The organism is Aeromonas sp. DNP9, assembly GCF_001728955.1.
Classification (GTDB): Bacteria; Pseudomonadota; Gammaproteobacteria; order Enterobacterales; family Aeromonadaceae; genus Aeromonas; species Aeromonas veronii.
The window spans coordinates 1-23,436 of record NZ_LYSQ01000015.1 but is presented as its reverse complement, the minus strand read 5'-3'; the positions used below and the strand labels follow the sequence as shown (position 1 = coordinate 23,436).

Genomic DNA, 23,436 nt, shown 5'->3' with positions numbered 1-23,436 from the left:
ACCGCGCTGTTTGTCGATTAGAAGGAGTCCCCGTTGTTTAACGGTCTGGAACACGATCTTCAACTGCTGTTTTCCCGTTTTCTGGGTTGGCTGCTACTGCTTTTTCATACCGTGATTGTCACCGGTGTGTCGTTTCGGGTGGTGATGAAACGCCGTCCCATCGGGGTGTCGCTGGCCTGGCTGGCGCTGATCTATGCCATTCCGTTTGCCGGGGTGGGCTTCTATGTGCTGTTTGGTGAAATAAAGCTGGGGCGCCGCCGTGCCGAGCGCGCCCAGGCCATGTATCGCCCTTATGCCATCTGGATCCGTCAACTGGCCCGTCTGTTCCCGCAGCACTGCTGCGAAGTGGGCGCCAAGGCACAGCCGCTGCACGATCTGATCCAGGGACGGCTCGCCATGCCGATGCTCTCCGGCAACCGCATGACCTTGCTCAACAAGCCGGACTGGATCTTGCGCGAGATTGCCCAGGATATCCGTCGCTCGACGCTCTCCTGCTATCTGGAGTTCTATATCTGGCATCCGGGCGGCGATGCCGACGAGGTGTGCGAGGCGCTGATTGAAGTGGCGCAACGCGGCGTGGATTGTCGCTTGCTGCTCGATTCGGTGGGCAGCAAACAGTTCTTCCGCTCCCACTGGCCCAAAAAGCTGCGCAAGGCGGGGGTCAAGCTGGTGGAGGTGCTGCCGGTCGGCGCTTGGCGCATTCTGTTCCAGCGTCAGGATCTGCGGATGCACCGCAAGCTGGTGGTGATCGATGACAGGGTGGGTTACACCGGCTCCATGAACATGGTGGATCCCCGCTTCTTCAAGCAGGATGCCGGGGTCGGCCAGTGGGTCGACATCATGATCCGGGTGCAGGGCCCCATGGTGCCGCTGATGTGGTCGATCTTCGTCTGGGATTGGGAGATGGAGACCGGCGAGCGGCTGCTCGACAGTCTGCAGCATGAGCCGGAGGCCTGGCCCCAGACCAACTACCGTGCCCAGCTGATCCCGTCCGGCCCCTTCGTCGGCGGCGACTGCATCCAGCAGAGCCTGCTGCTGGCCATCTATCAGGCGCGCAGCCATCTGGTGCTGACGACCCCTTACTTTGTACCCGACGATCCGTTGGCGGCTGCACTCAGCTCGGCAGCGGCGCGCGGGGTGCAGGTGCAGCTGGTGTTGCCGGCACGCAATGACTCCATCATGGCCAATTACGCCTGCAACGCCTTTATGGAGGAGCTGCTGGCGGCCGGGGTGGAGATCTACCGCTACGATGCCGGTCTGCTCCATACCAAGAGCGTGCTGGTGGATGATGACTTCGCGCTGGTGGGGACGGTCAATCTGGATCGGCGCAGCCTCTGGCTCAATTTCGAGGTGACCCTGCTGGTGGATAACCCCTCGTTCGTGGCCCAGATGACCCGGCTGGTACAGGGCTATATGGCGGAAGCCACCCCGATGACCCTGGCCCAATGGCAGGCCCGCCCCTGGTACAAGAAGGCGATGGAGAACATCTTCTATCTCTTCAGCCCCTTGCTGTGATGTTGTGGCGAGCCGCAAGAAAGTGGACTCGCCATCTGATTGGACTTGCCTAGCCCCGAGTCCGCCCCGTAGAGTGCAGTGACAACTCCCTGGAGACACATGGATATATGAAAAAGATAGTGGCCCTCGCCGTGGGTGCGGCACTGGTAGGTGGTGGTCTGGCTGCGTGCTGGTACACGGGCAACAGCTTCGACAACATCATGGCGGAGCAGATCGCCAAGGTAGAGCAAGAGACTGGCATCGACATGCAGTGGCAGCCGGGCAGCAGCAACCTCTTCACCCGTGACGGGATCCTGAAGGTCGTGGTGACGCCGGAGGAGCTGGCTGCCATCGACAGCGAGCTGGAGGGCAGTCAGCCCATCGAGCTGCAACTGGTGGTCAAGAGCCAGATCCTGCCGCTCTACATCAAGAGCCACTTCCTGCTCGATACCCATAATGGCACGCTAGCGCCGGTCTTTACCGCACTGGGTATGGAGCAGTGGGAACTCGGTCTGGAGTCGGTCACCAGTCTCTGGACCCAGGGTAACAGCAGCCGTTTCTGGGCCAATGAATTCAAGATCAAACAGGGGCTGGACGAGTTCAGCTTCCTGCCCCTGAGCGGCGAGTTCCACGGCAATCTGGAGGGGAATGGCCACCTCACCATGACCTGGCAGGGGATGACGGTTCACGAAGAGCAGAGCAAGATGGACTTGGTGCTGGCCGATCTGAAAGGGAGTGCCGACATTGCCGAGATTAGTGGTGTCATCCTCTCGCCCCAGAGCGAGATGACCCTTTCGGCCCTCACGGTGCAACTGCCTGACAGCGTCAAGGTTGCCCTGCAGGGGATGACTACCGAGACTCAGCTTACTGGTGATGATGCCCAGACCCTCTCCAGCAGCTATCAGATGAAAATTGCCAAGCTGGATCTGGAGAACGAGACCGACACCCTGGCGGTGACCGACAGCAAGTTGGCGCTCAACCTCAACGGTCTGGATCTGGAAGGGTATCAGGGGCTGCAGGCCGCCGGTGGCAAGGGAGTTGAAGATGCCGCTATCCAGCAGGCGCTGGACAAAATGCTCAAACGTGGCGCGACCCTTGAACTGGCCGATCTCAGCGCCAAGCTCAACGGTGAGGCGGTGACCATGAAAGGGGACGTGAAGCTGGCCTCTACCTCGCTGGAGCTGCTGTTCAACAGCGACGCGGGGATGCAGGCCCTCTCCGGCGTGCTGCATGCCAGCCTCAGCGACAAGTTGGGCAAGGCGGTGCCGCAACTGGCCCCCATGCTCGATCAGCTGACCCTGATGGGTTATCTGAAGGCCGACAAGCAAGCGCTGACCTCCGAGTTGAAGCTGGAAAAGGGCGCGGTGACGGTAAACGATCTGCCGCTCTGACACATGATGTAGAAACAACAACGGCTCCCGCGGGAGCCGTTGTTGTTTCTGGCGTTTGCATACGTGCCGTGTGGGCGAATTACTTGAAGACTACCGTCTTGTTGCCGTAGACGAACACCCGCTCGTTCAGTACCAGCTCCAGCGCGCGGCTCAGCACCGATTTCTCCACATCCCGACCCGCCTTGGCCATGTCCTCCGCACTGAAGGCGTGACCGACGTGGATCACGTCCTGTTCGACGATGGGGCCTTCATCCAGATCGTCGGTCACGAAGTGGGCGGTGGCGCCGATCAGCTTGACGCCGCGATCAAACGCCTGCCGGTAGGGGCGGGCACCGATGAAGGCGGGCAGGAAGGAGTGGTGGATGTTGAGGATCTTGCGCGGGTAGGCCTCGACGAAGCTCGGGGTCAGCACCCGCATGTACTTGGCCAGGATCACATAGTCAGGCTCATAGCTGTCGATAATGGCGCGCACCTGCTCCTCATGCTCTGTCCGGCTCAGATCCTCGTGACTGACGGTGTGGAACGGGATATCGAACTTGCCGGTGAGCTCGGCCAGGGTGTCGTAGTTGCCGATCACCGCGACGATATCCATATCCAGCGCGCCCGCGTAGTTCTTCATCAGAATATCGCCGAGGCAGTGGGTCTCCTTGGTAACCAGGATGACGATACGCTTCTTGCCCGCCTTGACCAGACGGCGCTGGGCACCGGTGGGCAGGGCATCATCGAGGTCGGCCAGCAGGGTCTCGTCGTTGAAGCGCCCCTCCAGCTCGGTACGCATAAAGAAGCGGCCATTCTCGTGATCCACAAACTCATCGTTCTTGATGATGTTGAGCTGGTGCTTGTAGCAGATGTTGGTGATCTTGGCGATGAGCCCTTTGGCATCCGGGCAATCCGTGAGCAGTATTTTCTTTTCCATCTCTGTCATTTTCCGTTTGTGGTGTTGGCGCTGCTGTCTGCGCCGGCAGCGTTGTTCAGGCTCTCTTTTCGGGCCCTGTTTTTTTGGTTTCGGGAACTATGCCATAAACCGATCCGCGCCATAAAGAAATTCGCCAATCATGGCCTCTCGTGCTGGCGAGCGGGCCGCAGAGCGGGATCCCGGGCGCAATGTTGAAACGCTTTTCAGCCTGCGGGGGATTTTGACTGGTATCTGCAACCGTTTTTCTTTAGGCTGTCTGCGCTTATTCTCAGGGCGGGGTGCAATTCCCCACCGGCGGTATCCCGATTGACTCGGGGAGCCCGCGAGCGCCCGACCCGGCTGATTGCCAGGTCGGGGTCAGCAGATCCGGTGAGATGCCGGAGCCGACGGTCATAGTCCGGATGAAAGAGGATAAGACAGACCTTGCCGTGTTGGCCCTTGTAGGCTGGCCGCTGCATGCCCGTCTCTGTCTGCCTTTCCATGCCCTGATTCTGGTCCTTGTCTTGTTTAGGAGTTTTACCATGAATCAGTCTCTACTCTGTGAATTCGGTGATCCCGTTGCCCGTGTCGAAGCGGCTCTGTCTGCCTTGCGTGCCGGAGGCGGCGTGCTGGTGGCCGACGATGAAGATCGGGAGAACGAGGGCGACCTCATTTTCGCCGCCGAATCCATGACCAATGAACAGATGGCGCTGATGATCCGCGAGTGCTCCGGTATCGTCTGCCTCTGCCTGCCCGACGAGCGGGTTCGCCAGCTCGAACTGCCGATGATGGTGGAGGCCAACTCCAGCCACTACCAGACCGCCTTTACCGTGACCATCGAAGCGGCGCAGGGGGTCACGACCGGTGTCTCGGCGGCTGATCGCATCACCACCATCCGCGCAGCCATCGCAGACGGCGCCAAACCGGGTGATCTGCATCGCCCGGGTCATGTTTTCCCGCTGCGGGCGCGAACCGGTGGCGTGCTTACCCGCCGTGGTCATACCGAAGCGACGGTCGATCTGATGCAGCTGGCTGGCCTCAAACCGTTTGGTGTGTTGTGTGAATTGACTAAGGAAGATGGCTCGATGGCGCGTCTGCCAGACCTGGTTGCGTTCGGTCGCAAGCACCAGATGCCGGTGCTGACCATCGAGGATCTGGTGCAATATCGTCAATTGTTGTCAGAACGTACAGCCTGAGCCTCATACGAAATTGTAATAAGGCAAAAATTTGGTTAACCTTTGTCCGTGCCCCCACCACACGGCACTCATTTTTTAGACGAATCTGGACAAAAACTGTTCACTCAAAAAAAAATGAGGGTTTTAATGCATTTATCTGTGGTGGGGACTATGCAAAGTAGGATTTTTTTGTGCCATAATCACGCCGCTTGCTAAACGTCTGGCGAGTTCAAGGGAGCTTTAAAAATGAAAAAATTGTTGTTGGTAGGTGTTGTTGGTCTGTCCGCTCTGCTGGGCGGTTGTGCAAACACCAGCGAACTGGAAACTTCCGTTCAGAATCTGTCTAACAAAGTTGACCAACTGGCTCAAGATGTTAGCGCAGTTCGTGCTGATCAGTCCAAAATCGCTGCTGATGTTGCCGAAGCCAAGCAAGAAGCTATGCGTGCTAACCAGCGCATCGACAACATGGCTACTTCCTACAAGAAGTAATCCATGCGAAAAAAATGGCGCAGTTTTGCGCCATTTTTTTTTGCCTGAAATTCACCGTATCTCCACTATTCCCACAGCACCATCTTCGTACTTGACCCATGAGGTCATGCCGGTCTCCCGGCACTCCCCCATCATTAGCAGCCAGTTCGATTCCGATCAGTAGAGCAGACTATAGAGTTTACGACGGTAGCTCTGTGCCGCCGGTGTGCTGCCCATGGTCGCCAGAATATCGAGATAGGTTTTTCTGGCATCGCCGAATGCCAAATCCCGCTTGAGGATCTCCAGCAGCAGTCCTAACGCCTCTTCCTGACGACCAGCCTGGTTGTATTGCACCGCCAGCTCCTGAGTCAGGGCAAAATCATCAGGCTGTTCTGCATGGCGGGCTTCCAGCGCGCGCAGCTCCGGGCTGTCTGCCGCTTGCAGGGCCAGCGCCAGCCGTGAGCTCAGGGTATGGAAGTGGCCATCCTGCGCCGCCATCGGGATGGTGCCGAGGCGCTCCTGCGCTTCCTCCAGCAGATTGAGGTCGAGCGCAGCTTGAATGAGCCACAGGCTGATGTCGTGACGTTCAGGAGCCAGCTGGTGTGCCTTGGTCAGATGGGCATAGGCGATGCTGGGCTGCTCGTCAGCCAGTGCCTGTTGCCCCTTGGCCAGCAACTCTTCCTCTTCTTTGGGGGCGAAGGCGGCGAAATACTGGCGCAGGGTGGCTTCATCCTGCGGCCCTTCGATGATCCCCTGTTCGTCAGGGCGACCCTGATGGAACAGCACCAGCGCCGGTAGGGCGCGCAGGCCGAGCTGACTGGCCAGCGGCTGCAGTTGGGGATCGTTCATATCCACCTTGGCCAGGGTGACCTGCTCATTGGTGGGCCCAACCAGTGATTCGATCAGCGGTGTCATCCCCTGACACTCCGGCATCTGCGGAGCATGGAAATAGATGACGACCGGCTTCTTCATGGACGCATCGATAAGTTCAGCGTGAAAATTCTGGGGAGTAATGTCGACGATCATGAGTTGGACTCTTCAGAAAGGGTGTTAAGTAACATGGGGTTAAGCGAGTGGCAATTCAAGCGCTCATCCAGCCGGTAAAAGGTCACAGGGGCTGCCGTCGCCGCGAGACTGAGCCAGCCGCTAGCAAAGGGCCAATCTTGTACCTGATAAGGGGTGTCATCGAGCAGGTTGTCGAGTCGCCATCCTTCCTCCGGGAGAAACCGCACCTTCTCCAGTCCCGCAGCTATACCGCCACCATGAGCTTTCAGTACCGCTTCCTTGCGTGACCAGAGCCGGTAGAAGGCGCTCTCCTGCTCTTGAGCAGGCTGTGCGCAGAGCCACTCATATTCACTCTGTGCATAAAACCGGCGGGCCAGGGGGAGGGGATGATGCCGCCGTTTGCCCAGTTCGATATCCACTCCAAGCGGCCCCTGCGGGCAGAGCGCCAACACCAGCCAGCTGCCACTGTGGCTCAGATTGAACTGCCAGCCGTCATTGTGCAGTCGGGGCTTGCCGTGGGGGCCGTTGCAAAATTGCAGACTGGCGGCAGGTTGTTGCAGCCGCTCGGCCAATAGCTGGCGCAGCAGGGCGCGGCTCACCAGATATTCCTGACGTCGTTCAGGATGGGTCATGGCTTGCCAGATATGCTGCTCATCGGTTGACAGCCATTCAGGCAATTGAGCAAGCAGTTCCTGGCATACCCTGGCCGATTTTAACAAAAAAAGATCGGTTTCGATCATGATTTTTCACTTTAAAAAGATGCTGAAGCAGGGATAAAAGCCAGTTATCTAGGAGGCCCAAGGCTCTTTTTGCGATTGTATATTGTTTGGGCATGATCACATTAATTATGAAAAATCGTGCATTTCCTTGCAAAAATGTGAGCTTGATAGGGATTTTCACTTGCCTCGATAGAATTCTTGGATATAGTCGGGTGCTGTTGCCTTATAAATTGCCCTTTGGGGCCGTATTTTAACAAGATTTACTATTTAGCGGGGATAAAGGATTGCGCCACCTGATGCTACTGCTGGTCGCGCTCGGAATGGTGGGTTGTGCCTCGGCACCCCAACCCGAGGTCGCGAGCAAGATCGAAGTTTCCATGGTTGAACCTGTCATCGAACCGGAAGCTTCCCAGACACCCGATGTGAATGAAATCCTGACTGTATATAAAGAGTGGCGTGGCGTTCCGTACCGGATGGGTGGCAGTAGCCAGCGCGGTATCGACTGTTCCGCCTTTGCCCGTGAAGTGTTCCGCAATGCCGTCGGTATCGAATTACCCCGCGATACCCGCTCCCAAGTCCACGAAGGGACGCGCGTTTCCAAGCAGGATCTGGTCGAGGGTGATCTGGTCTTCTTCAAAATCAATCGTCGTCTCAACCACGTTGGTATCTATGTCGGCAATGGCGAATTCATCCACGCCTCGACCCGAGCCGGTGTGACGCGCTCCAAGCTGGATAGCCAATATTGGCGCAACAAGTTCTGGCAAGCTCGCCGGATCGATATCTGAGTCAGGCTGGACAAACGGCTCGCAGTACGGACTGTTTTTCCAACCTCACTTGAACCGGGCTCGATAGCCCGGTTTTTTATTGCCCTCGTTTAGACTTTCCCGAGTCAAATCACTATAGTGTGGGCCCGTTTTCTTCGGCAGGCTCAGCATGAAACCCCGCATCCCATCAGCCGGTGGCCCCAAGTCGGGCGACCGTAAATCCGGACTTCACTCCCGTAATCGCCATCAGGCGGGTTACGACTTTGAGGCGCTCTGCCTGCGAACTCCCGAGTTGGTTGCCCACGTCTTTATCAATGACTACGGCACCCGCACCATCGATTTTGCCAATCCCGATGCAGTGAAGACCCTCAATCGCGCCTTGCTGGCCCATCACTACGGGATTGCCCACTGGGACTTGCCTGCCGGTTACCTCTGCCCACCCATCCCGGGACGGGTGGACTACCTGCACTGGGCGGCCGACCTGCTGGCCGAGAGCGCAGGCCAGCTCCCTACCGGCAAGGGGGTGAGAGTGCTGGATATCGGGGTGGGGGCAAACTGCATCTATCCGCTGCTCGGCTGCCGCGAATATGGCTGGCGTTTTGTGGGATCGGATATCGATCCGGTCTCGGTCAAGGCGGCCACCCTGCTGGCCAAGAGCAACGGGCTCGGCAACCAGATTGAGTGCCGCCTGCAGGGTAACCCCAACCATGTGTTTCGCGGCATCATAGGGCCGAAGGATCGCTTCGCCCTGACGTTGTGCAATCCGCCGTTCCATGCGTCGCTGGAGGAGGCGAGCAAGGGTACGGAGCGCAAGCTGCGCAATCTGGGCAAGGAGGTGACAGGCGCTCCTGTGCTTAATTTTGGCGGCCAGAAGGCAGAGCTCTGGTGCGAAGGGGGCGAGGCGGCGTTTCTGGCCAACATGGTTGCCCAGAGCAAGGAGTTTGCCACTCAGTGCCTCTGGTTCAGCTCGCTGGTGTCGAAAAAAGAGAACCTGCCGGGGGCGAAAAAGGCGTTGAGCCGGGTGGGGGCGCGTCAGGTACGGGTGATCGACATGGCACAGGGCAACAAGGTGAGCCGGATCCTCGCCTGGTCCTTCCTGGATGAAGAGGGATTGCGTCGCGGCTGGTCGAGCGCGCGCTGACTCCCCACCACAAGGCCCGACGAGGGCCTTTTTTCATAACGACCCCGATAAATTTCCCCTGCTGGCGGCATCTTTGGCAATCGATTTCCTCATTGGCAGAACATGCTGGTTTACATGGTCTAAGTAGTTACTTCCGCCTTGGTACAGGTGTACGCCGAGATTTTTTTGCACTTACAGCTGAAACTTTAATAAAATAGGACTGGTTAGACCTCTTTACAGGCATTGAATCAAATAGGGATCGGTAGATGAAAGTTGTCGATTTTCTGAAGCGCAAGCGCGAAATTCTGGCGCAGCACCCCTTTGAGCTCAAGGATTGGCTCTCTCCGGCGATCCGCGACTACTGGCGTGAGTTTCAGCAAAAGGCACATCTTCACCCTTTGCTGGGGCGTGTGCTGGACTTGCAAGCCGAGTCCCAGAGCGAGCAGCAACAGGATGCAGCAACCGTGGCACAAGTAGCCAACGGTCAGCCTGCCGTGGCTCAGGAACCCGCTGTTGAGCTGGGGGCCGAGGCGGCCGAGCTCTATGCCGCCCTGCAGGCTCGCATTGGTGAAGAGACTCATGTCGGCGAGTGGCTGCACGTCAGCCAGCAGATGATCGATCAGTTTGCTGCAGTGACCGGGGATCACCAGTGGATCCACACCGATCCGGAGCGTGCGGCCGCCGAGTCGCCTTTCAAGACAACCATCGCCCACGGCTTCCTGACCCTGGCGCTGCTGCCACAGTTGACTGGCTCGGTCGATGAGGCCACCCCCGAGTTCCCGACCGCCCGCATGGTGGTGAACTTCGGGCTGGATCAGGTGCGCTTCCCATATCCCATCAAGGTGGACAGCAACATCCGCGCCCGCACCAAGCTGGCCCGGGTCACCCCCATCAAGGGTGGGCTGGAGCTGCTCAAAGAGATCAAGGTGGAGATCGAAGGGATCCGCCGCCCGGGTTGCGTCATCGAGTCGGTGACCCGCATCTACTTCTGAGCCCCCTCATCGGCATGAATGGTGAAACGGGCCCGCTGTCGTGTGCAACGAACAGCGGGCCCGTTTTTTTGCCTGTTTGTTGCAAGGGTTGAGGCGTCAGCCATTGCGCGCCGACCCCAGCTTGATATGACTCACAAAACGGTGCGCCCTGCAGTTAGCCAGCTCTCATTTTGGCGAGTTGGCCGCGTGAGGCGATAGCATGTTATGCCACTATTGGCTTCTTACTCCCGATCCTGGAGACAATAGTGCCCATCAATAACAAGATTATTCTGCCACTGCTGCTGAGCCTCACCATCCTGCTGATCCCGACCCACTGGATCCCGCTGGAGGGGATCACCGTGATCGAGCAGCGGGTCGTGGCCATTTTCGTGCTGGCCGCCCTCTGCTGGATCCTGGAGCCCATCCCTATCTTTGCTACCTCGGTGCTGATCATCGTGCTGGAGCTGCTGCTGCTCTCCGACAAGGGGCTCTGGTTCATGACTGCCGACAAGGCAGAGCCGGGCTTTGGTGAGCTGCTCAAGTCCACCGAGGTGATGGCGACCTTTGCCTCGCCGGTTATCATGCTGTTTCTCGGCGGTTTTTTCCTCGCCATTGCGGCGACCAAGTACCATCTGGACGTCAATCTGGCGCGGGTGCTGCTGCGCCCGTTCGGTCAGGATCCCCGGATCGTCATGCTGGGGCTGATGCTGATCACCGCCACCTTCTCGATGTTTATGAGCAATACCGCCACCACCGCCATGATGCTGGCCATCCTTACTCCGGTGCTGGCGGCGTTTCCCGACAAGGACCCGGCCAAAATAGGTTTTGTGCTGGCTATTCCGCTGGCGGCCAACCTCGGCGGGATCGGCACTCCCATCGGCACCCCGCCCAACGCTGTGGCTCTCAAATACCTGACCGGCGAGCATGCCATCTCGTTCGGTCAGTGGATGGGATTTGCGGTGCCCTTTGTGGTGTTGCTGTTGCTGCTTGGCTGGTTCCTGCTGGGGCGCTTCTTCCCGAGCACCCTCAAGCGGATGGATCTCAAGATTGAGGGGCGCTTTATGCAGACCCCTCGCGCCTGGGTGGTCTACCTCACCTTTATCACCACCATAGTGCTCTGGCTACTCGGGGATCTGCATGGCATGAGCTCCTACGTGGTCGCCATGATCCCGGTGGCGGTGTTCCTGACCACCGGCATCATCACCAAGGACGATTTGCACAAGATCTCCCTCGATGTGCTCTGGCTGGTCTCGGGCGGTATCGCGCTGGGGCTGGCGCTGGAGGACTCCGGGTTGGCCGAGCGGCTCATCACCCATATTCCGTTCCACGAATATTCCACGCTGGCGGTGCTGATCGGCGCCTGTCTGCTGGCAGTTGTGATGGCCAACTTTATGTCCAACACCGCGACCGCCAATCTGTTGCTGCCACTGGTAGCTGCGCTGGCAGTCAGCATGCCGGAGCTGGCCGAGTGGGGCGGCAGTCACACCCTGATCCTGGCGGTCACCATTTCGGTTTCGCTCGGGATGTCGCTGCCCATCAGTACCCCGCCCAATGCGCTGGCCCACGCAACCGGTCTGGTGGAGAGTCACCAGATGGTGCGCATCGGCGTCATCATGGGGTTGGTCGGTACCCTGTTGGCGATGGTATGGATCTACCAGATTGCCGCTTGGGGACTGATCTGAGCGTACGGCCGGTTTCTCATCTGTTGCCTGCTCTATCATCGGAGAAGGGCCATGGCAGGTGATGACCAAAACAGAAAGAGGAGCCAATTTGGCTCCTCTTTCTGTTTGCAGTTGACTCAGAAACTGGCGCCCAAATTGAGCAGGTGCCTGAATTCGGTCTCTTTGTACTTTTGCTCGAGACCGACGAAATGCACTTCGCCATCTTCCCACTCCATCTCGCTCAACCAGGAGAGGCGTAGGTGGTCGTTGAAGTAGTAGCGCAAGCCCACGCTGCCGGTCACATCTCGATTCAGAGTGATATAGGGTGAGGGTTGCTCCAGATAGAGCAGATAGCGCCCCTGACTGAACAGCTCCAGTTTTTCACGCCATATCGGGATGGGTTGGCGATAATCCCAGTTCATGCTGGCAAAGGGGTAGTCGATGATCCGGTTGCCTTTGAAGAGCAACCCAATCCCGCTCTCTTCTCTGAAGTAGGCCTTGCGCAGACCCCCTTGCGCCACAAACTCCAGCCGACGGCGCTTCTCATTCCAGAAGCGGTAACCCGGCCCAGTACCATAGTCGAGGCTGAGGTAGTTGCTCTCCAGCATGTCATATTCGGCATTGAGCGAGCTGCGCACAAACCACTGTTGATCGAAAAAGTAGTCAATGGTCGGGTTTAGCTTGTAGTCGTGGTTATCGGTGACGCTGTCAGACGTTTCGTAGGAGTACTCTCCGGAGAAGCTGTAGCGCCAGTCCAGATTGGCCAACTCGGTCTTGCCCTTGAAGTTGACGTTGTTGGTGTGCTTGTCCTTGTGTTTGAGCTTGATGTTGAGATCGCCACTACCGGTCCAGAGCCAGGCCTTGCGTTCATCCTGCTGATCCTTGAACAGGGTGAATCCACCTTTGGCGGTCGCCTTGGGTTTATCCTGGTGCTCCAGCCGCCAGCGCTTGATGGCATCCCGCTTGACGGTAACGGCACCGGTATAGGGCAAAGAGATGCGTACCGACTCATCGCCAATCTCTTCGATGGTGCCGGTCAGACGATCGCCATTGTTCATCCAGAGAATGTCCTTGGCCCACAAGGAGTGACAGGCCAACAGGAGTAGGAGGGGCAGGAATTTCATGAGGTAAGGTGACTCCGGTGCGACTCGGGCGCTGGTGACTTAGCCACTGACAAGCTGGCTGCTGATGGGGCGGGGCAGGCCATTTTTGCTCTCCAGCGCCGCCGTCACCTCATCCTGCATCACATCAGGTGCGCTGATAAAGCTCTCTATGGCCGGTGATAGCATCAGCGGGGCGCCATTTTCAAGCTCCTCTTCGGTGCGGGAGAGCGGGGAGTGTACCTCCAGCCAGCGGCGACCATCCGGTTCGATGGCCACCTTGACCGGTTGATTGATGACCCGTACCGGCGTGCCGATCGGCACAATCTTGAACAGGGCCTCGATATCGTCAGGTCGCAGCCGGATGCAGCCTGCACTTACCCGCAGGCCAACGCCAAAATCCTTGTTGGTGCCGTGGATCAGGTAGTCACGCTTGCCGTAACCAAGGCGCATGGCGAACTTGCCGAGGGGATTCTCCGGGCCGGGCGGCACCACGGCGGGCAGGGTGATCCCTTTTTGATCCAGCCAGGATTTGCGCACCATGGGGCCGGGTACCCAGGTCGGGTTGGGATTCTTCTCGATGACGGTGGTGGTCATCTCGGGTGTCTCACGGCCGATATCGCCAATCCCGATGGGCAGCACGATGACCTCGCTCTTCCCCTTGGGGAAGTAGTAGAGACGAAGTTCGGGCAGATTGATGACGATCCCCTCGCGAGGCACATCGGGCAGCAGCATCTGGGTGGGCAGCGTCAAGCGGGTGCCAGGCTTGGGTAAATAGGGGTCTACACCCGGATTAGCCTCAAGCAGCGCCAAAAATCCAATTTGCGTATTTTTGCCAACCAGCTCCAGATGTTCATTCTGCTGGATGATGTAATCCCCCAGCTCACCGATGAGGCGACTCCCGGCAGATGGCAGCGGGTAGCGTTTGGCCTCTGCCGGCGCCGCGCAGAGCAGGACCGCTGCCAGCAGCAGGGAAAGGGCGGGCGTTATGGAGAGGGGCATGAGTTTTGGCAATCGCATAAGAAGATCCATCAGTTCAATCGGGGCGGAACATCATCAATACAGCCGCCAGGATGGCGCGATTGTTCCTCAATCAGCCCATGATTACCAGCTTGCCGCGCACTCGCAATGATGTGGGGATACATAGGAAACCGGCCAAAATCGGCATTACCCATAAATTTGAGCGCCAAGCAGGAAAAAGAGACGCCTCATGGCAATGGGTGAATATCACGATATGGATAATGGCCGGGTGTGTGAGAGGGTGGATACAGGGTTATACAAGAGTGGCCTCGCTACGCGAACAATACGCGCCGCATTGTGAGCCTGCTCCCAGATATCTGATTCAGCCATTTGATATCTAAGAAATTTTTATTGCATCCTCGGCCCAGCTTGGGTAAAACTCTCTCCCCACGGAGAGATGCCGGAGTGGCCGAACGGGATTGACTCGAAATCAATTGTGGCAGCAATGCCACCCAGGGTTCGAATCCCTGTCTCTCCGCCAAATGATAAATCCAATCAATTGATTTGTTTGGGTTTTTCTTTTTTATGAGATTTTTGATATGCCATTCATTATGCCATCTGATGTAGGCTGGTACGGAATTATCTTGTACCCTGTTGGACAATCAAGTCGATGATTCATAGGTTTTCACCTATGGTGACCCCATTGATAGCGGATTTGCAATTGAGTCTGTTTGGTGGGTGCTGCGAGCCGTATTAGGCTACCAACCGGTCTATGGCCATCTGGGCGCAGGCCGTTCTGCTGGGCTTATTCTCAGGGACTGTGTAACGCGCGGTGAGCCAGCCGCCGAGTAGTGCAATGCGGTAGCCGCTCGGGATGTGGGTGAGCGAGGTGCCGATACCCCTCCCGTGAATGAGGAAGGGCACGGTCTGCCCGCCGATGTCGATATCGATGCGTTGGCCCTTTTGCTCAAAGGGGGGAGCTCGCCAGTTTGAGGATGTTTGCCGGGCACCTTGATGGTGATGTGTTTGGCCATTTCATACCTCCGGTTTGGCTTCAAAGTGGTGGGTCACAACGCCAGCTTCCGGATCGATGCTGATAAACGCCAGGGTTTGCGGGTGGTATTGGTAGAGCCGCGCCAACTCAGCGCGAAACGCCTCGACGTTCGGTGCAATCACATGGCTGGTATCTCCTTCGGCGTAGGTAAAGGTCTCCAGCTTCTCTGTGTGAATCCAGATGCCAAAGTACCAGGCGTCTTCCTCGGTATCGTATTGTTGCCAACCTTGAGCCAGCAGCGTCCGGTCGTAGTAGTAACGGTCAGCCTGATGACTCCCCCGGTCGATGCGGCAACCCGTCACGGTGAGCTCAAGCGGGATACGCCCTACCTTCAGAGCCTTCTTGACCCGGCGCAATGTGTGCCGTGCCTTGGCCTTCTCTTTGCGCGGGTCGTAGGGGTTCAGCTTGCTGCCCATATAGTTGAGGATCCCCTCGGCATTGGCGGCTGTATTGTGCGTCAGCGTGTGCAGCAGGGCGGTGACTTCACGGCGGGCCAGTGTGCCCACGTGATAGAACTTGTTCATGATATTTATCCTTGAAACAAACACCCCGCTAGTTAGCGGGGTGGTAGATGTCAATGTAGAGGTAGCCGTAGCTGCGCCTCGGACTGGCTTCACATACCCAGCCCTTGTGTTCAAGGCGAAACACCTCGTCCATGTCGGTGCATATCTGGTATGCCTTGGCCATCTTGGTTAACTCACGCAGGAAGTGCGGCAGCACCGTGTCGCACTCGGCCCGCCACGCCTCGTCTGGCTCGCCGTACATACCGGCACGGTCACCCAGGAAATCAACATAACCACGTTGCAGAATGGCCCGAGCTCCCAGCTTGGGCAGGTTCGGGGTGCCCAGTCCCCATGTCATGTGCTCGAAGATGCTCATGTGTGGCTGCTCCAGTTTGGGTTGTCGTTGGTGCCGTGGTTGAAGTAGGCCCCCACAATGGTGCGTCGCCACTCCCCAACGGGATAGCCGAGGTCGTTGCACTCACGCTCCCACCACGCAAAGTTAATCTCGCGGGGCAGGTTGTCCACCATGTCCAGTGGACTCACGAACAGCGTGGTCTTGTGCATCGTTGGTACGGGCTTGATCTTGTCGGGGCCAGTGCGCTTGCCGGTCTCGTCATAGTCATGTGCCCACTTCGGGAAGGTGAGCTGATAGGTAATGAACCTATGCAAATCGCCATGTGCGCTCATTGCCTGAGCGACTGCGACCTGAGTGAAGCTATCGTTGAATTCGATCATGGGTGTTTCTCCCTTTCTGCAGGTGCACGGTAAGCCGCTGCCAACAGTGCAAATTGTTCGACCAGGTAACTGATGCTGATGCCCAGTTCATCGCTGACCCCATCCCCCAAACGCTGATGCAGGTGTGCCATGTCATCGGCGATACGCTGGGCTATCTGGGCGGTTGAGCTCGGTGGTGAGCTTGTCACCGTCAGGATGATGGAAAGGCTCATCACATCTCTCCCCAAGGGGCTTGTTCCCACAGTGACAACCGGGTCAGCACGTCTTGCGCGAGAGCCTGTTGCAACTGCTGTAATACCTTCACCAGCCGGGGAGCCTGCTCAGGACTCCCACTCCATTCGCTCGATTGGTACAGGGCGCAGCAGGTGAATTTGTACAGCGCCACCAGCTCGCTATCGGTGAGTGGTGCCTGGTGGTAACGGTGGGCAGGTTTAAGCGGACTCCGCTTGGTAGAGCTGTGCTGGCGTGGTTCCTTCTGGTCCTGCTGACGTCCTAACTGATAGCGATGCCAGACCGCCCGCCGGTTGGCGAGCATCATCAGCCGCACCAGCCGGTCTACCCGCCACGTCCAGGTACTGGTGGTGTCTGCTGGAGGGTTCCACCAGAGGGAGAGCAGCAACTCAAGGGTGTAGTGGGGTGGCATGGGGGCATTGCAAAAACGGTACAACTGTACGGCAAAGGCAAGGTAGTCCTTGCGATCGATCATGAAGGCAGACATGGGAATAGCTCCTTGAAATGCAAAAGGCCACCTGTAGTGAGGTGGCCTTGCTGGGGGGGTAGGAATATTCGGATCATGGTGTTGGCAGTAATGATCCGGGTTTGGGGATGCAGGCGTTATTCGTGCGCCTGCTCTGCGTCTGGGTGAGCTGCATCGAACAAGATGGTGTAGAGCGCACAATCAATGCCGTTGACGGCATCGTGATGCGGGTAATAGGGCGGTGCGTCTCTGGAACGCTCGAAGTAGTCGCCAAAGCAGCAGAGGCATTCCCGGATCTCGATGGTGGAGCTACCTAGCAAGGCCTCTTCAAACTGCTTGGCATAACCCTCGTCGTCACGCGCCTTGGTGACGGCTTTTTCCAGTAATGCCAGCACATCTTCCTTGCTGACGGCTGTCAGGCCATGGCGTAGCTTCTCTAGCGTTTCCTCAAGGGAATAGGGATTGGGTAATCGCATGGCGTTTGTTCCTTTTTGGCGCGACTAATGGCGTAGCTGGTGGAGCAGTGTGTCAATGGCCTCGATGCAGTCGGCCTGGGTGAGTTGATAGCCGTTAGGCAGGTGAGCCACGATAGCGGGCGCTGCCTGCATTTGGATGTTGTCTTCGAGCCAACCGCGCAATTCGATGAGGATGTCGATGGTGGTGAGGTGTGTTTTCCCTGGGGGCTGGTTCATAGCTGACCTCGCTCGGCCAGCGAGACAACGCCCTCAGCGCCGACCACCAGATGGTCGAGCAACCGGATATCGACCAGTGCCAAGGCCTCTTTGAGGGCTTGGATAAAGACCCGGTCAGAGTGACTGGGTTCCGGGTCACCGCTTGGGTGATTATGCACCGCGATGATGGCCCCACTGTTGAGTATCAGGGCGCGCTTGACCACTTCCCGTGGGTAGATGCTGGCGCTATCGAGGGTGCCACGAAACAGCTCCTCAAACGCCAGAACCCGATGCTGGGAGTCGAGGAACAGTGCACCAAACACTTCATGCTCCCGTTCCTGCAACAGGGTTTGCAGTCGCTCTGCGGCCTCTGTGGTACTGGTGATGGTGGTACCTTTGGCCAAACGCTTGCGGGCAATCTGGTTGGCGATACGCAGCAGGTCTTGTTCGGTCACGGGTTCGGTGACGACATACGTGCCGGGGCATTCACCGGCTTTGAGTTTGTGGTAACGCATGGTGGTATCCTGAATAAAGAAAGACCCCGGCAGCGCGAGGCATATCGGGGCTAAAGGTAGATAGGTTGTTGGTTCACTTTGAAAGTAGTTCAGTGGGCCGTAGTGGTGACGCCTTCCCTGGTGGTGGGTTCCTGCTTAATCGGCATTAGTGGTCCGGGGACCAGCACGGTGAGCGGGATGGCCAGCGCCAGGCTCAAGCGTTCGGCCAGTACGTAAGCTGGACCTATGGTGTCGTAGTCAGCAACCCAGGTGGCCAGTGCCAGTCCGCTGGCCTCCATTGCTCGCAGGTAGACGCTGTAGCCCTGAACCGTCAGGCTACTGTCACGCACCACCTGCGTTTCCCCCTCTCGATTGATGGCTTCAAGTTCAACGGCTATCGGATGTTTGGGCATCGCGCGCCTCCTCTTGGGGTAAGGGGTCACTCTCCACACGATAACCGTGATGAGTACAGGTTCGCTGCAGGTCACTCAGAAAGCTCCCCAGTACACGGGGCTGCTCAGAGAGTGGCACCGGTCCAGCCTGGCAGCGCCAAAAACAACGACGCGTAGGGTCCACGCAGATTTCATCCACGGGCTGGCTCATAGTGTGCCAGTCCTCGGCATTGGTGAGGGAGAGTAGTTGCCACTGCACGCCGGACCAACGCAGGTGTAGCGTGACGGTGCGGGCGTGTGGGCTATCAGGAGTGAGGTGTAGTAACCAGCACTGGCCACGGTGGCGCGGTTGTATCTTGGCCTTGGCGGCGACCAGTCCCAGCCACTGGCGCAAGGTGTGGGAGAGCGGCAGTTCGTTAGTCATCACACACCTCCTACTCCCTACTGACCTCAACGGTGAAGTACGCCATCCGGCAGTAGGCAACAAAGTTGGTCTGCCACAGGGTGAATAACTCATGGGCCTCTGAACGTTGGATTGGCCCCATCCTTGCAAGTAGTGCTCGTCATCCAGGAAGTTGAAATCGAGCTCCTTGCAAAGCTCGGCATCCTGGCCCAGTCCCTGATAGCAGAAGTCGGTGACGTAATCGAACAGCCAGCCATCAAGACCACGTATCAGGCGTATCTCGACCGGGTGAGCCCCTCCTTGCTCGGGGCTGTAGGTGGGACTGCGAAAGTTGAAGGTGAGTTGGGTCAGGCGCTCGAGGTTAAGGCCGATATGGGCGACCTCCTGACTGAGTAACGTGAGCAGCGCTTGGGTAACGGGCAGGGCAAAGCCGTCCCGGAAAAAGGGAATAGTCATGGTGTTCTCCTTGAACGGGTTAAGCGTCGCCGAACAGCTCGCGTATTTTTCTGGCAACGTGGGCACGGATTTGGTCATCAATAAAGGCAGTAATGCTGGCGAGTGCTGCACTCAGCACCGCAATGTCATCAGCGAGCCCCATCGGTAACACATCTGGGATGGCATCGATTGGCGAGACGAAGTACGCCAAGGCGCCATAGATAAGCAGCTTGGCCCAAAGCGGCAAATCCTCTTTCTGACTGGTGTAGTAAAGCAGCAGGCAGACTTCGATAAAGGGACGTCCTGTTCGCTTGGCAAACATCCAGAGCTTGCGCCAAAAGCTGGGATGGTCGAACGGTTCCCTCTTGGGGGATGCAGTAGGTAGCATAAGTAATCTCCATGGGAATAAAAAAGCCGGAGCATGGAGCTCCGGCTGACGGGGGGAAGCATGTCCGATTAATGGGGGTTGAACTGATAGGTGGCCAGCCCTTGGTCCGTGAACAGGTTCAATTCCAGAATGTTGCAGTTTGCGGGAATGATAAATTTGGCCGCGCCACCAAATTTCAGGGCGAGCGGTAAGCGACCATGCGGGGTGCTGGTACACTGACCTCGGTTGACCACCGCCTTGTGGATAGCGATGTTGTCACTGCGTGATATAACCTGTAGGACTTTCATTGGCACATTAGGCATGAATTCCTCCCAGTTCCAGCTCACGTCAAACGTAGAGGAGGAAAGCGGCGTGGTTACCAGCTCTGGCGCAGGAGGCGCTTTGGGTTTCTTGGCCTGCGCTGCGACTTGCAGGTCACGTTCCACTTTCTTCAGGCAAGTGAATTCGGGTGAGTCGGCTTTAGGAAGTACCTTGTCGGCATCCTGGGTGGGCAATATCAGCCGTTTGTCATCTGGCGTTTTGACAATAATTGTGCTCGCATCCCGCAATCTATTCCACATGAAGTAAAAATCACTGGCCTTATCTGCGGAGTCTATTTCGTAAGGCGTGTTGAAATAATCGCCACTGACGATAAGCGTAAATCCATCTTTAGCTCCTGCTGACTCCCCGTACTCCACGCCATCGACAGTCGCCATCATGAAGACCTTCGTGTCTTCGCTACAACTGATGTAGAGCGAGTTTTGCTCATCAACCACAGCGGTATACTCGGTTTGGCCCTGTCCCCAGCCTTGGCTCCAGCGGCCCTGCTCCCCAAATGCCATGGCGCAGCCATTTGCTAGCAACAATGAGATAAGTAAATAACGTTTCATAATTTCTCCTTGGGATAAAAGAGTCCCTTGCATGCGCCAGTTTGGTGCGAGCAAAAGTGGGTAATGAGTAGGGCTTGACTAAATTTGATTGTGTTCAACTCACCCTAGTTGGTTTGGTGTGGACTCTTTGGGTTTATGTTCGCCTTTGTAGGTTCTTCATGTCAACGGGTCTAGGGTGGACCATATAAGTCCAGTGGAGGACTTATGACCGATATCAACTTTGAGCAGCTAGCCAAGCGTGTAGGCAAGGCGATTGCTCGTCAGCGTCAGCTTGCCGGGCTGACCCAAGAACAGGTTGCTGAACATCTAGAGATTGGAATGGCAGCTATCTCACGCATGGAGCGGGGGCTCGTCGTGCCGACCATTGTTCGACTGGCGGAGCTTGCCGAGTTGTTTGGCTGTGAGTTGACAGATTTGTTGCGTGAAACCAGTAATCGCCCTACTGAACAAGGTATTGTGCTGAGCCAGCAACTGGCCCAATTAGATGACGCAGATCGGACGTTGTTAGTTGATACAATTACCCGTCTAGTGACACGATTTACTCAAAAGAAATGAGCACGGTAGTTCTCGATAATTAGTTAGCGCAATTCAGTTGCAATCTCATCAAGATCCAATTAACAATTAGATAATTAACTTGCATAACAATAATAATGTTGTTGAGCACTTAACCTGACTGGTAATTATCAGGCGTAATGAGCTGATGAGTAGGACCCACAGTCATGAATTAGCTGTGTAACTGAATTTTAAATATAATGGTGGATGTTGTTGCAGCGTATTTAACGAGAGGGCGTGAAAAATACTTTACCACGGCTTGCTGCCCTCACATTCTAACAATCCCAGCTTCCTGATCTTAACTAAGGTTGAATGTTCAAGATTAATGATTGTTTATGATGTTTATGGTCACTCGAAAACCCTGAGGCATACTGGCTGAGATAATAGGCGCTGAATAATGAGATGTTACTATGCCAGAGAATATCAGGCATCGCCCATTCTTACTTAATTAAGGAATTTCGAGCCAATTCATTTTTATAATTAATTCGGTAGTTACTGCGATGGTAATGCCTTGCCGAAATATGCCTGTATATTGATGGGTATGTGCCATACTTCTATCCGGAGGTGAGACCGTATTCAGCAAGGTAATGTAGGTGTAAAAATAATTGGGAATGAATTCCAAATGCCGTGAAGTGGACCGCTACGACGCTATCGAAATGTCAATGCCTTAGGAGTACATTATTTTCCGCTACTATTGCTATTAGTAGCGGAATAGCTATGCACGTGTACGAAAAGAATTAGGATATTAAAGTGAGATGACCTTTTTGGACATCATTACCATGCGAAAACTCCTATTCAGTAAATTTATTATTGAGTCTCACTCACCCTCTTTGGGATATGGACTGCATATGCTCTATCTTTTTATTTATGTAGTCGTTAATATCTTTTAATCGTGCTCTTACTTTCCTCTTGTAATCTTTGGCTGGAATAGGGAGTTCTCTTGGTTCGTTAAATAACAAATGTGCCTTATGAATTGCATCCTTTTGAGATAAAGGACCGAGATAGCTTTCTTTCCATGCAAACAGAGCATGAAATGTACCCTCTATGCTATTAAATTGTTTTATATACTCATTGTCTCTGATAGGTTTTGCAACTAAGGGGGTAAATCTGTCAAGGTTAAATTCATCGGTAATGTCAGAGTCGTGGTGATGATAATAGGCCTTGAATTTCTCGAATTGAAAGGCTATGTCGCTCAATGCACCCTGCATATCTATTCTTGATATTTCTCGGCTAAAGGAAAGTGCAAGATTATTATAGTCACGTGGTCCATCATACTGGGGGAAAACATAGCGAAACCCTGGGCAGAGACGCTCTGGATAGAAAGCAGTTAATTTTTCAAATGATTGACTGCAGTATCTACAATCATTTTTTCTTCATCATTCAAAATGTCATTGACTACACTGTTGAGCTTACGATATGACTGGATGGCGCATTCAATTACAGGGATGATATCGCCCAGTTTGGGGGCGTTAACGATATCGGCAATTCTAAGTAGATGTAGGCAAGGGCACTTGTTTTTTAGTGTGTTCATGTAGTTTCGCACAACGGTTTGCTCTTCAGGCTTTCCGCTATGAATGATTGGGCCACTATTAGTTATCTCCACATGGTTTCCTGAACTGATTTCGTAAATAACCTTGGATAATTCTTGATAAGCAGCATAACTGTCTGGATTTGCCAATATAGATTTTTGAGAGATTTTTCTACAATAAGAGTAATTTACTTGAAGGATGTCCATGCATTCATTTACAGCATTTAAATCCACTAGGTGCTTTTTGTGAATGCCAAGACTTATTAAATAGCTTTCAGTGTTGTCTCTAAAATCAATTAGTTGTTTCAATGTGTCACTATTGATCTTCATAGATGAATACAAGAGGATATAAAAATCCATCAACCTATCCAATACATTGGTTAATATGTGATGATACTGAGAGGAATTAATCGGTTTTGCTACTTCCATTATGGTTCCTTTAGCTAAAAATGGTGCTCATTAGGATTGCATGTCAATGACGTGCGGTTTTACAGACATGCCAAGGTTCTAACAAAAGGTAGGCCGCTACAAGCGCGTTAAAAAATAATCATAGAGAGCATAAGTCACTTGTTGGAGCATAGGTTCGGGGTACAGACACAGCTCTTAGCTACTGCTGACTTGAAGGTAACCGTTCACCGAGAAAAGCTCAACAATGAAAGACTCTGATAGTTCCTAGCTGAGAAATCGGGAATTTTGAGGTGTAAATGCATCTCGACAAAGCATTCATTGGGGGGGGATTTGTTTCCTCGCACACGAATTCTCACCAGTCAATCCAGCCCCAGCGAACGGTTAGGCGGAACTGCTACCCCACCAGTTCCTCGTGTTCATAGGGATATCAAAAAATTATCCTGACATCTTCAACCAAGATAGCTTGATAGGAGTGCTCAAGAAGATGTTTGTAGTGGTCAACTAAATCCGGACACTTGGTTAGGCCGAATCTCGGCTTTTGCTGGCGGTATCCCGTCATTGTGGTGATGTGGACGCCGCCAGTT

At 55.3% G+C, this 23,436-nt stretch carries 28 protein-coding genes, 1 tRNA gene, 1 pseudogene and 1 riboswitch; of the genes and pseudogenes, 10 read left to right on the top strand and 20 right to left on the bottom strand.

The features are described from left to right. Window positions 1-33: 33 nt before the first annotated feature. Together cls and A9G06_RS11605 are read left to right on the top strand one after the other, a co-directional pair. Entirely contained in the window at window positions 34-1,515 is a 1,482-nt protein-coding gene (gene cls, locus A9G06_RS11610) for a cardiolipin synthase (RefSeq protein ID WP_005361740.1), read from the top strand. A gap of 107 nt (window positions 1,516-1,622) precedes the next feature. Further along, window positions 1,623-2,885 (top strand): DUF945 family protein, encoded by a 1,263-nt coding sequence (locus A9G06_RS11605; RefSeq protein ID WP_069555335.1) that lies wholly within the window; start codon window positions 1,623-1,625, stop codon window positions 2,883-2,885. Window positions 2,886-2,964: 79 nt separating this feature from the next. On the opposite strand, the gene purU is transcribed toward A9G06_RS11605, so the two are convergent. Continuing rightward, on the bottom strand, window positions 2,965-3,801 hold the full coding sequence (purU, locus tag A9G06_RS11600; protein ID WP_069555334.1) for a formyltetrahydrofolate deformylase: 837 nt from the start codon (window positions 3,799-3,801) through the stop codon (window positions 2,965-2,967). Between the two features lie 260 nt (window positions 3,802-4,061). Further along, a riboswitch (FMN riboswitch) is annotated at window positions 4,062-4,218 on the top strand. 104 nt (window positions 4,219-4,322) lie between these two features. Here purU and ribB point away from each other — a divergent pair. Both ribB and A9G06_RS11590 read left to right on the top strand, forming a co-directional pair. After that, the gene (gene ribB / locus A9G06_RS11595) at window positions 4,323-4,976 is read left to right on the top strand and encodes a 3,4-dihydroxy-2-butanone-4-phosphate synthase (protein ID WP_069555333.1); all 654 of its coding nucleotides are present in this window, start codon (window positions 4,323-4,325) and stop codon (window positions 4,974-4,976) included. 225 nt (window positions 4,977-5,201) lie between these two features. Further along, window positions 5,202-5,444, top strand: a complete 243-nt coding sequence (locus tag A9G06_RS11590; protein WP_005334342.1) for an Lpp/OprI family alanine-zipper lipoprotein — start codon at window positions 5,202-5,204, stop codon at window positions 5,442-5,444. Window positions 5,445-5,600: 156 nt separating this feature from the next. On the opposite strand, the gene A9G06_RS11585 is transcribed toward A9G06_RS11590, so the two are convergent. Then, window positions 5,601-6,449, bottom strand: a complete 849-nt coding sequence (locus tag A9G06_RS11585; protein ID WP_069555332.1) for a tetratricopeptide repeat protein — start codon at window positions 6,447-6,449, stop codon at window positions 5,601-5,603. Further along, the gene (locus A9G06_RS11580; protein ID WP_069555331.1) at window positions 6,446-7,168 is read right to left on the bottom strand and encodes a 4'-phosphopantetheinyl transferase superfamily protein; all 723 of its coding nucleotides are present in this window, start codon (window positions 7,166-7,168) and stop codon (window positions 6,446-6,448) included. Before A9G06_RS11580 ends, A9G06_RS11585 begins: the two co-directional genes overlap by 4 nt. A gap of 275 nt (window positions 7,169-7,443) precedes the next feature. On the opposite strand from A9G06_RS11580, the gene A9G06_RS11575 reads away from it, so the two are divergent. The 4 genes from A9G06_RS11575 (at window position 7,444) to A9G06_RS11560 (ending at window position 11,684) form a co-directional block, all read left to right on the top strand. Continuing rightward, window positions 7,444-7,932, top strand: coding sequence for an NlpC/P60 family protein (locus tag A9G06_RS11575; protein ID WP_005334331.1), 489 nt, complete (start codon window positions 7,444-7,446; stop codon window positions 7,930-7,932). A 148-nt stretch (window positions 7,933-8,080) separates the two neighbouring features. Beyond that, the gene (rlmF, locus tag A9G06_RS11570; RefSeq protein WP_069555330.1) at window positions 8,081-9,052 is read left to right on the top strand and encodes a 23S rRNA (adenine(1618)-N(6))-methyltransferase RlmF; all 972 of its coding nucleotides are present in this window, start codon (window positions 8,081-8,083) and stop codon (window positions 9,050-9,052) included. A 245-nt stretch (window positions 9,053-9,297) separates the two neighbouring features. Continuing rightward, window positions 9,298-10,023, top strand: coding sequence for a MaoC family dehydratase (locus A9G06_RS11565; RefSeq protein WP_019445964.1), 726 nt, complete (start codon window positions 9,298-9,300; stop codon window positions 10,021-10,023). Between the two features lie 245 nt (window positions 10,024-10,268). Beyond that, window positions 10,269-11,684, top strand: coding sequence for a DASS family sodium-coupled anion symporter (locus A9G06_RS11560; RefSeq protein WP_005334328.1), 1,416 nt, complete (start codon window positions 10,269-10,271; stop codon window positions 11,682-11,684). A gap of 116 nt (window positions 11,685-11,800) precedes the next feature. Here A9G06_RS11560 and A9G06_RS11555 read toward each other — a convergent pair whose 3' ends face one another. Together A9G06_RS11555 and A9G06_RS11550 are read right to left on the bottom strand one after the other, a co-directional pair. After that, window positions 11,801-12,787 (bottom strand): DUF481 domain-containing protein, encoded by a 987-nt coding sequence (locus A9G06_RS11555; RefSeq protein ID WP_069555329.1) that lies wholly within the window; start codon window positions 12,785-12,787, stop codon window positions 11,801-11,803. Window positions 12,788-12,826: 39 nt separating this feature from the next. After that, window positions 12,827-13,765, bottom strand: coding sequence for a L,D-transpeptidase family protein (locus A9G06_RS11550; RefSeq protein ID WP_139126230.1), 939 nt, complete (start codon window positions 13,763-13,765; stop codon window positions 12,827-12,829). A gap of 409 nt (window positions 13,766-14,174) precedes the next feature. Here A9G06_RS11550 and A9G06_RS11545 point away from each other — a divergent pair. Further along, a tRNA-Ser gene (locus tag A9G06_RS11545) sits at window positions 14,175-14,264 on the top strand. A 494-nt stretch (window positions 14,265-14,758) separates the two neighbouring features. Here the strand turns inward: A9G06_RS11545 and A9G06_RS11540 are convergent. The 13 genes and pseudogenes from A9G06_RS11540 to A9G06_RS21945 form a co-directional block, all read right to left on the bottom strand. After that, entirely contained in the window at window positions 14,759-15,301 is a 543-nt protein-coding gene (locus A9G06_RS11540) for a hypothetical protein (protein ID WP_069555327.1), read from the bottom strand. A gap of 28 nt (window positions 15,302-15,329) precedes the next feature. Continuing rightward, a complete protein-coding gene (locus tag A9G06_RS11535) occupies window positions 15,330-15,656 on the bottom strand; it encodes a type IV toxin-antitoxin system YeeU family antitoxin (RefSeq protein ID WP_069555326.1) in 327 nt (108 codons plus the stop codon). After that, the gene (locus tag A9G06_RS11530; protein WP_069555325.1) at window positions 15,653-16,015 is read right to left on the bottom strand and encodes a hypothetical protein; all 363 of its coding nucleotides are present in this window, start codon (window positions 16,013-16,015) and stop codon (window positions 15,653-15,655) included. The genes A9G06_RS11535 and A9G06_RS11530 overlap by 4 nt, the downstream gene beginning before the upstream one ends. Beyond that, complete coding sequence (locus A9G06_RS11525; RefSeq protein WP_069555324.1) at window positions 16,012-16,227, bottom strand: hypothetical protein; 216 nt, start codon at window positions 16,225-16,227, stop codon at window positions 16,012-16,014. The genes A9G06_RS11530 and A9G06_RS11525 overlap by 4 nt, the downstream gene beginning before the upstream one ends. Further along, the gene (locus A9G06_RS11520; protein ID WP_069555323.1) at window positions 16,227-16,733 is read right to left on the bottom strand and encodes a hypothetical protein; all 507 of its coding nucleotides are present in this window, start codon (window positions 16,731-16,733) and stop codon (window positions 16,227-16,229) included. The genes A9G06_RS11525 and A9G06_RS11520 overlap by 1 nt, the downstream gene beginning before the upstream one ends. A gap of 116 nt (window positions 16,734-16,849) precedes the next feature. Continuing rightward, the gene (locus tag A9G06_RS11515; RefSeq protein ID WP_171903394.1) at window positions 16,850-17,188 is read right to left on the bottom strand and encodes a hypothetical protein; all 339 of its coding nucleotides are present in this window, start codon (window positions 17,186-17,188) and stop codon (window positions 16,850-16,852) included. A 24-nt stretch (window positions 17,189-17,212) separates the two neighbouring features. Then, complete coding sequence (locus A9G06_RS11510) at window positions 17,213-17,404, bottom strand: hypothetical protein (protein WP_069555322.1); 192 nt, start codon at window positions 17,402-17,404, stop codon at window positions 17,213-17,215. Next, on the bottom strand, window positions 17,401-17,898 hold the full coding sequence (gene radC / locus A9G06_RS11505) for a DNA repair protein RadC (protein WP_069555321.1): 498 nt from the start codon (window positions 17,896-17,898) through the stop codon (window positions 17,401-17,403). The genes A9G06_RS11510 and radC overlap by 4 nt, the downstream gene beginning before the upstream one ends. An 89-nt stretch (window positions 17,899-17,987) precedes the next feature. Next, complete coding sequence (locus A9G06_RS11500) at window positions 17,988-18,290, bottom strand: hypothetical protein (RefSeq protein ID WP_069555320.1); 303 nt, start codon at window positions 18,288-18,290, stop codon at window positions 17,988-17,990. Then, complete coding sequence (locus tag A9G06_RS21495) at window positions 18,265-18,693, bottom strand: hypothetical protein (protein ID WP_083243777.1); 429 nt, start codon at window positions 18,691-18,693, stop codon at window positions 18,265-18,267. Before A9G06_RS21495 ends, A9G06_RS11500 begins: the two co-directional genes overlap by 26 nt. A 10-nt stretch (window positions 18,694-18,703) precedes the next feature. Beyond that, window positions 18,704-19,128: pseudogene (locus A9G06_RS11495) on the bottom strand (DUF2787 family protein). A 19-nt stretch (window positions 19,129-19,147) separates the two neighbouring features. Beyond that, window positions 19,148-19,495 carry a YkvA family protein gene (locus A9G06_RS11490; protein ID WP_069555319.1) on the bottom strand — a complete coding sequence of 116 codons (348 nt, stop codon included), beginning with the start codon at window positions 19,493-19,495 and terminating at the stop codon, window positions 19,148-19,150. Between the two features lie 68 nt (window positions 19,496-19,563). Then, the gene (locus A9G06_RS21945) at window positions 19,564-20,364 is read right to left on the bottom strand and encodes a hypothetical protein (protein ID WP_069555318.1); all 801 of its coding nucleotides are present in this window, start codon (window positions 20,362-20,364) and stop codon (window positions 19,564-19,566) included. 204 nt (window positions 20,365-20,568) lie between these two features. Between A9G06_RS21945 and A9G06_RS11480 the strand changes: the two genes are divergently transcribed. Continuing rightward, window positions 20,569-20,919 carry a helix-turn-helix transcriptional regulator gene (locus tag A9G06_RS11480; RefSeq protein WP_069555317.1) on the top strand — a complete coding sequence of 117 codons (351 nt, stop codon included), beginning with the start codon at window positions 20,569-20,571 and terminating at the stop codon, window positions 20,917-20,919. A gap of 818 nt (window positions 20,920-21,737) precedes the next feature. Here A9G06_RS11480 and A9G06_RS22425 read toward each other — a convergent pair. Together A9G06_RS22425 and A9G06_RS22420 are read right to left on the bottom strand one after the other, a co-directional pair. Continuing rightward, window positions 21,738-22,124 carry a hypothetical protein gene (locus A9G06_RS22425; RefSeq protein WP_253182329.1) on the bottom strand — a complete coding sequence of 129 codons (387 nt, stop codon included), beginning with the start codon at window positions 22,122-22,124 and terminating at the stop codon, window positions 21,738-21,740. A gap of 119 nt (window positions 22,125-22,243) precedes the next feature. Next, a complete protein-coding gene (locus A9G06_RS22420; protein ID WP_253182328.1) occupies window positions 22,244-22,873 on the bottom strand; it encodes a hypothetical protein in 630 nt (209 codons plus the stop codon). Window positions 22,874-23,436: the final 563 nt, after the last annotated feature.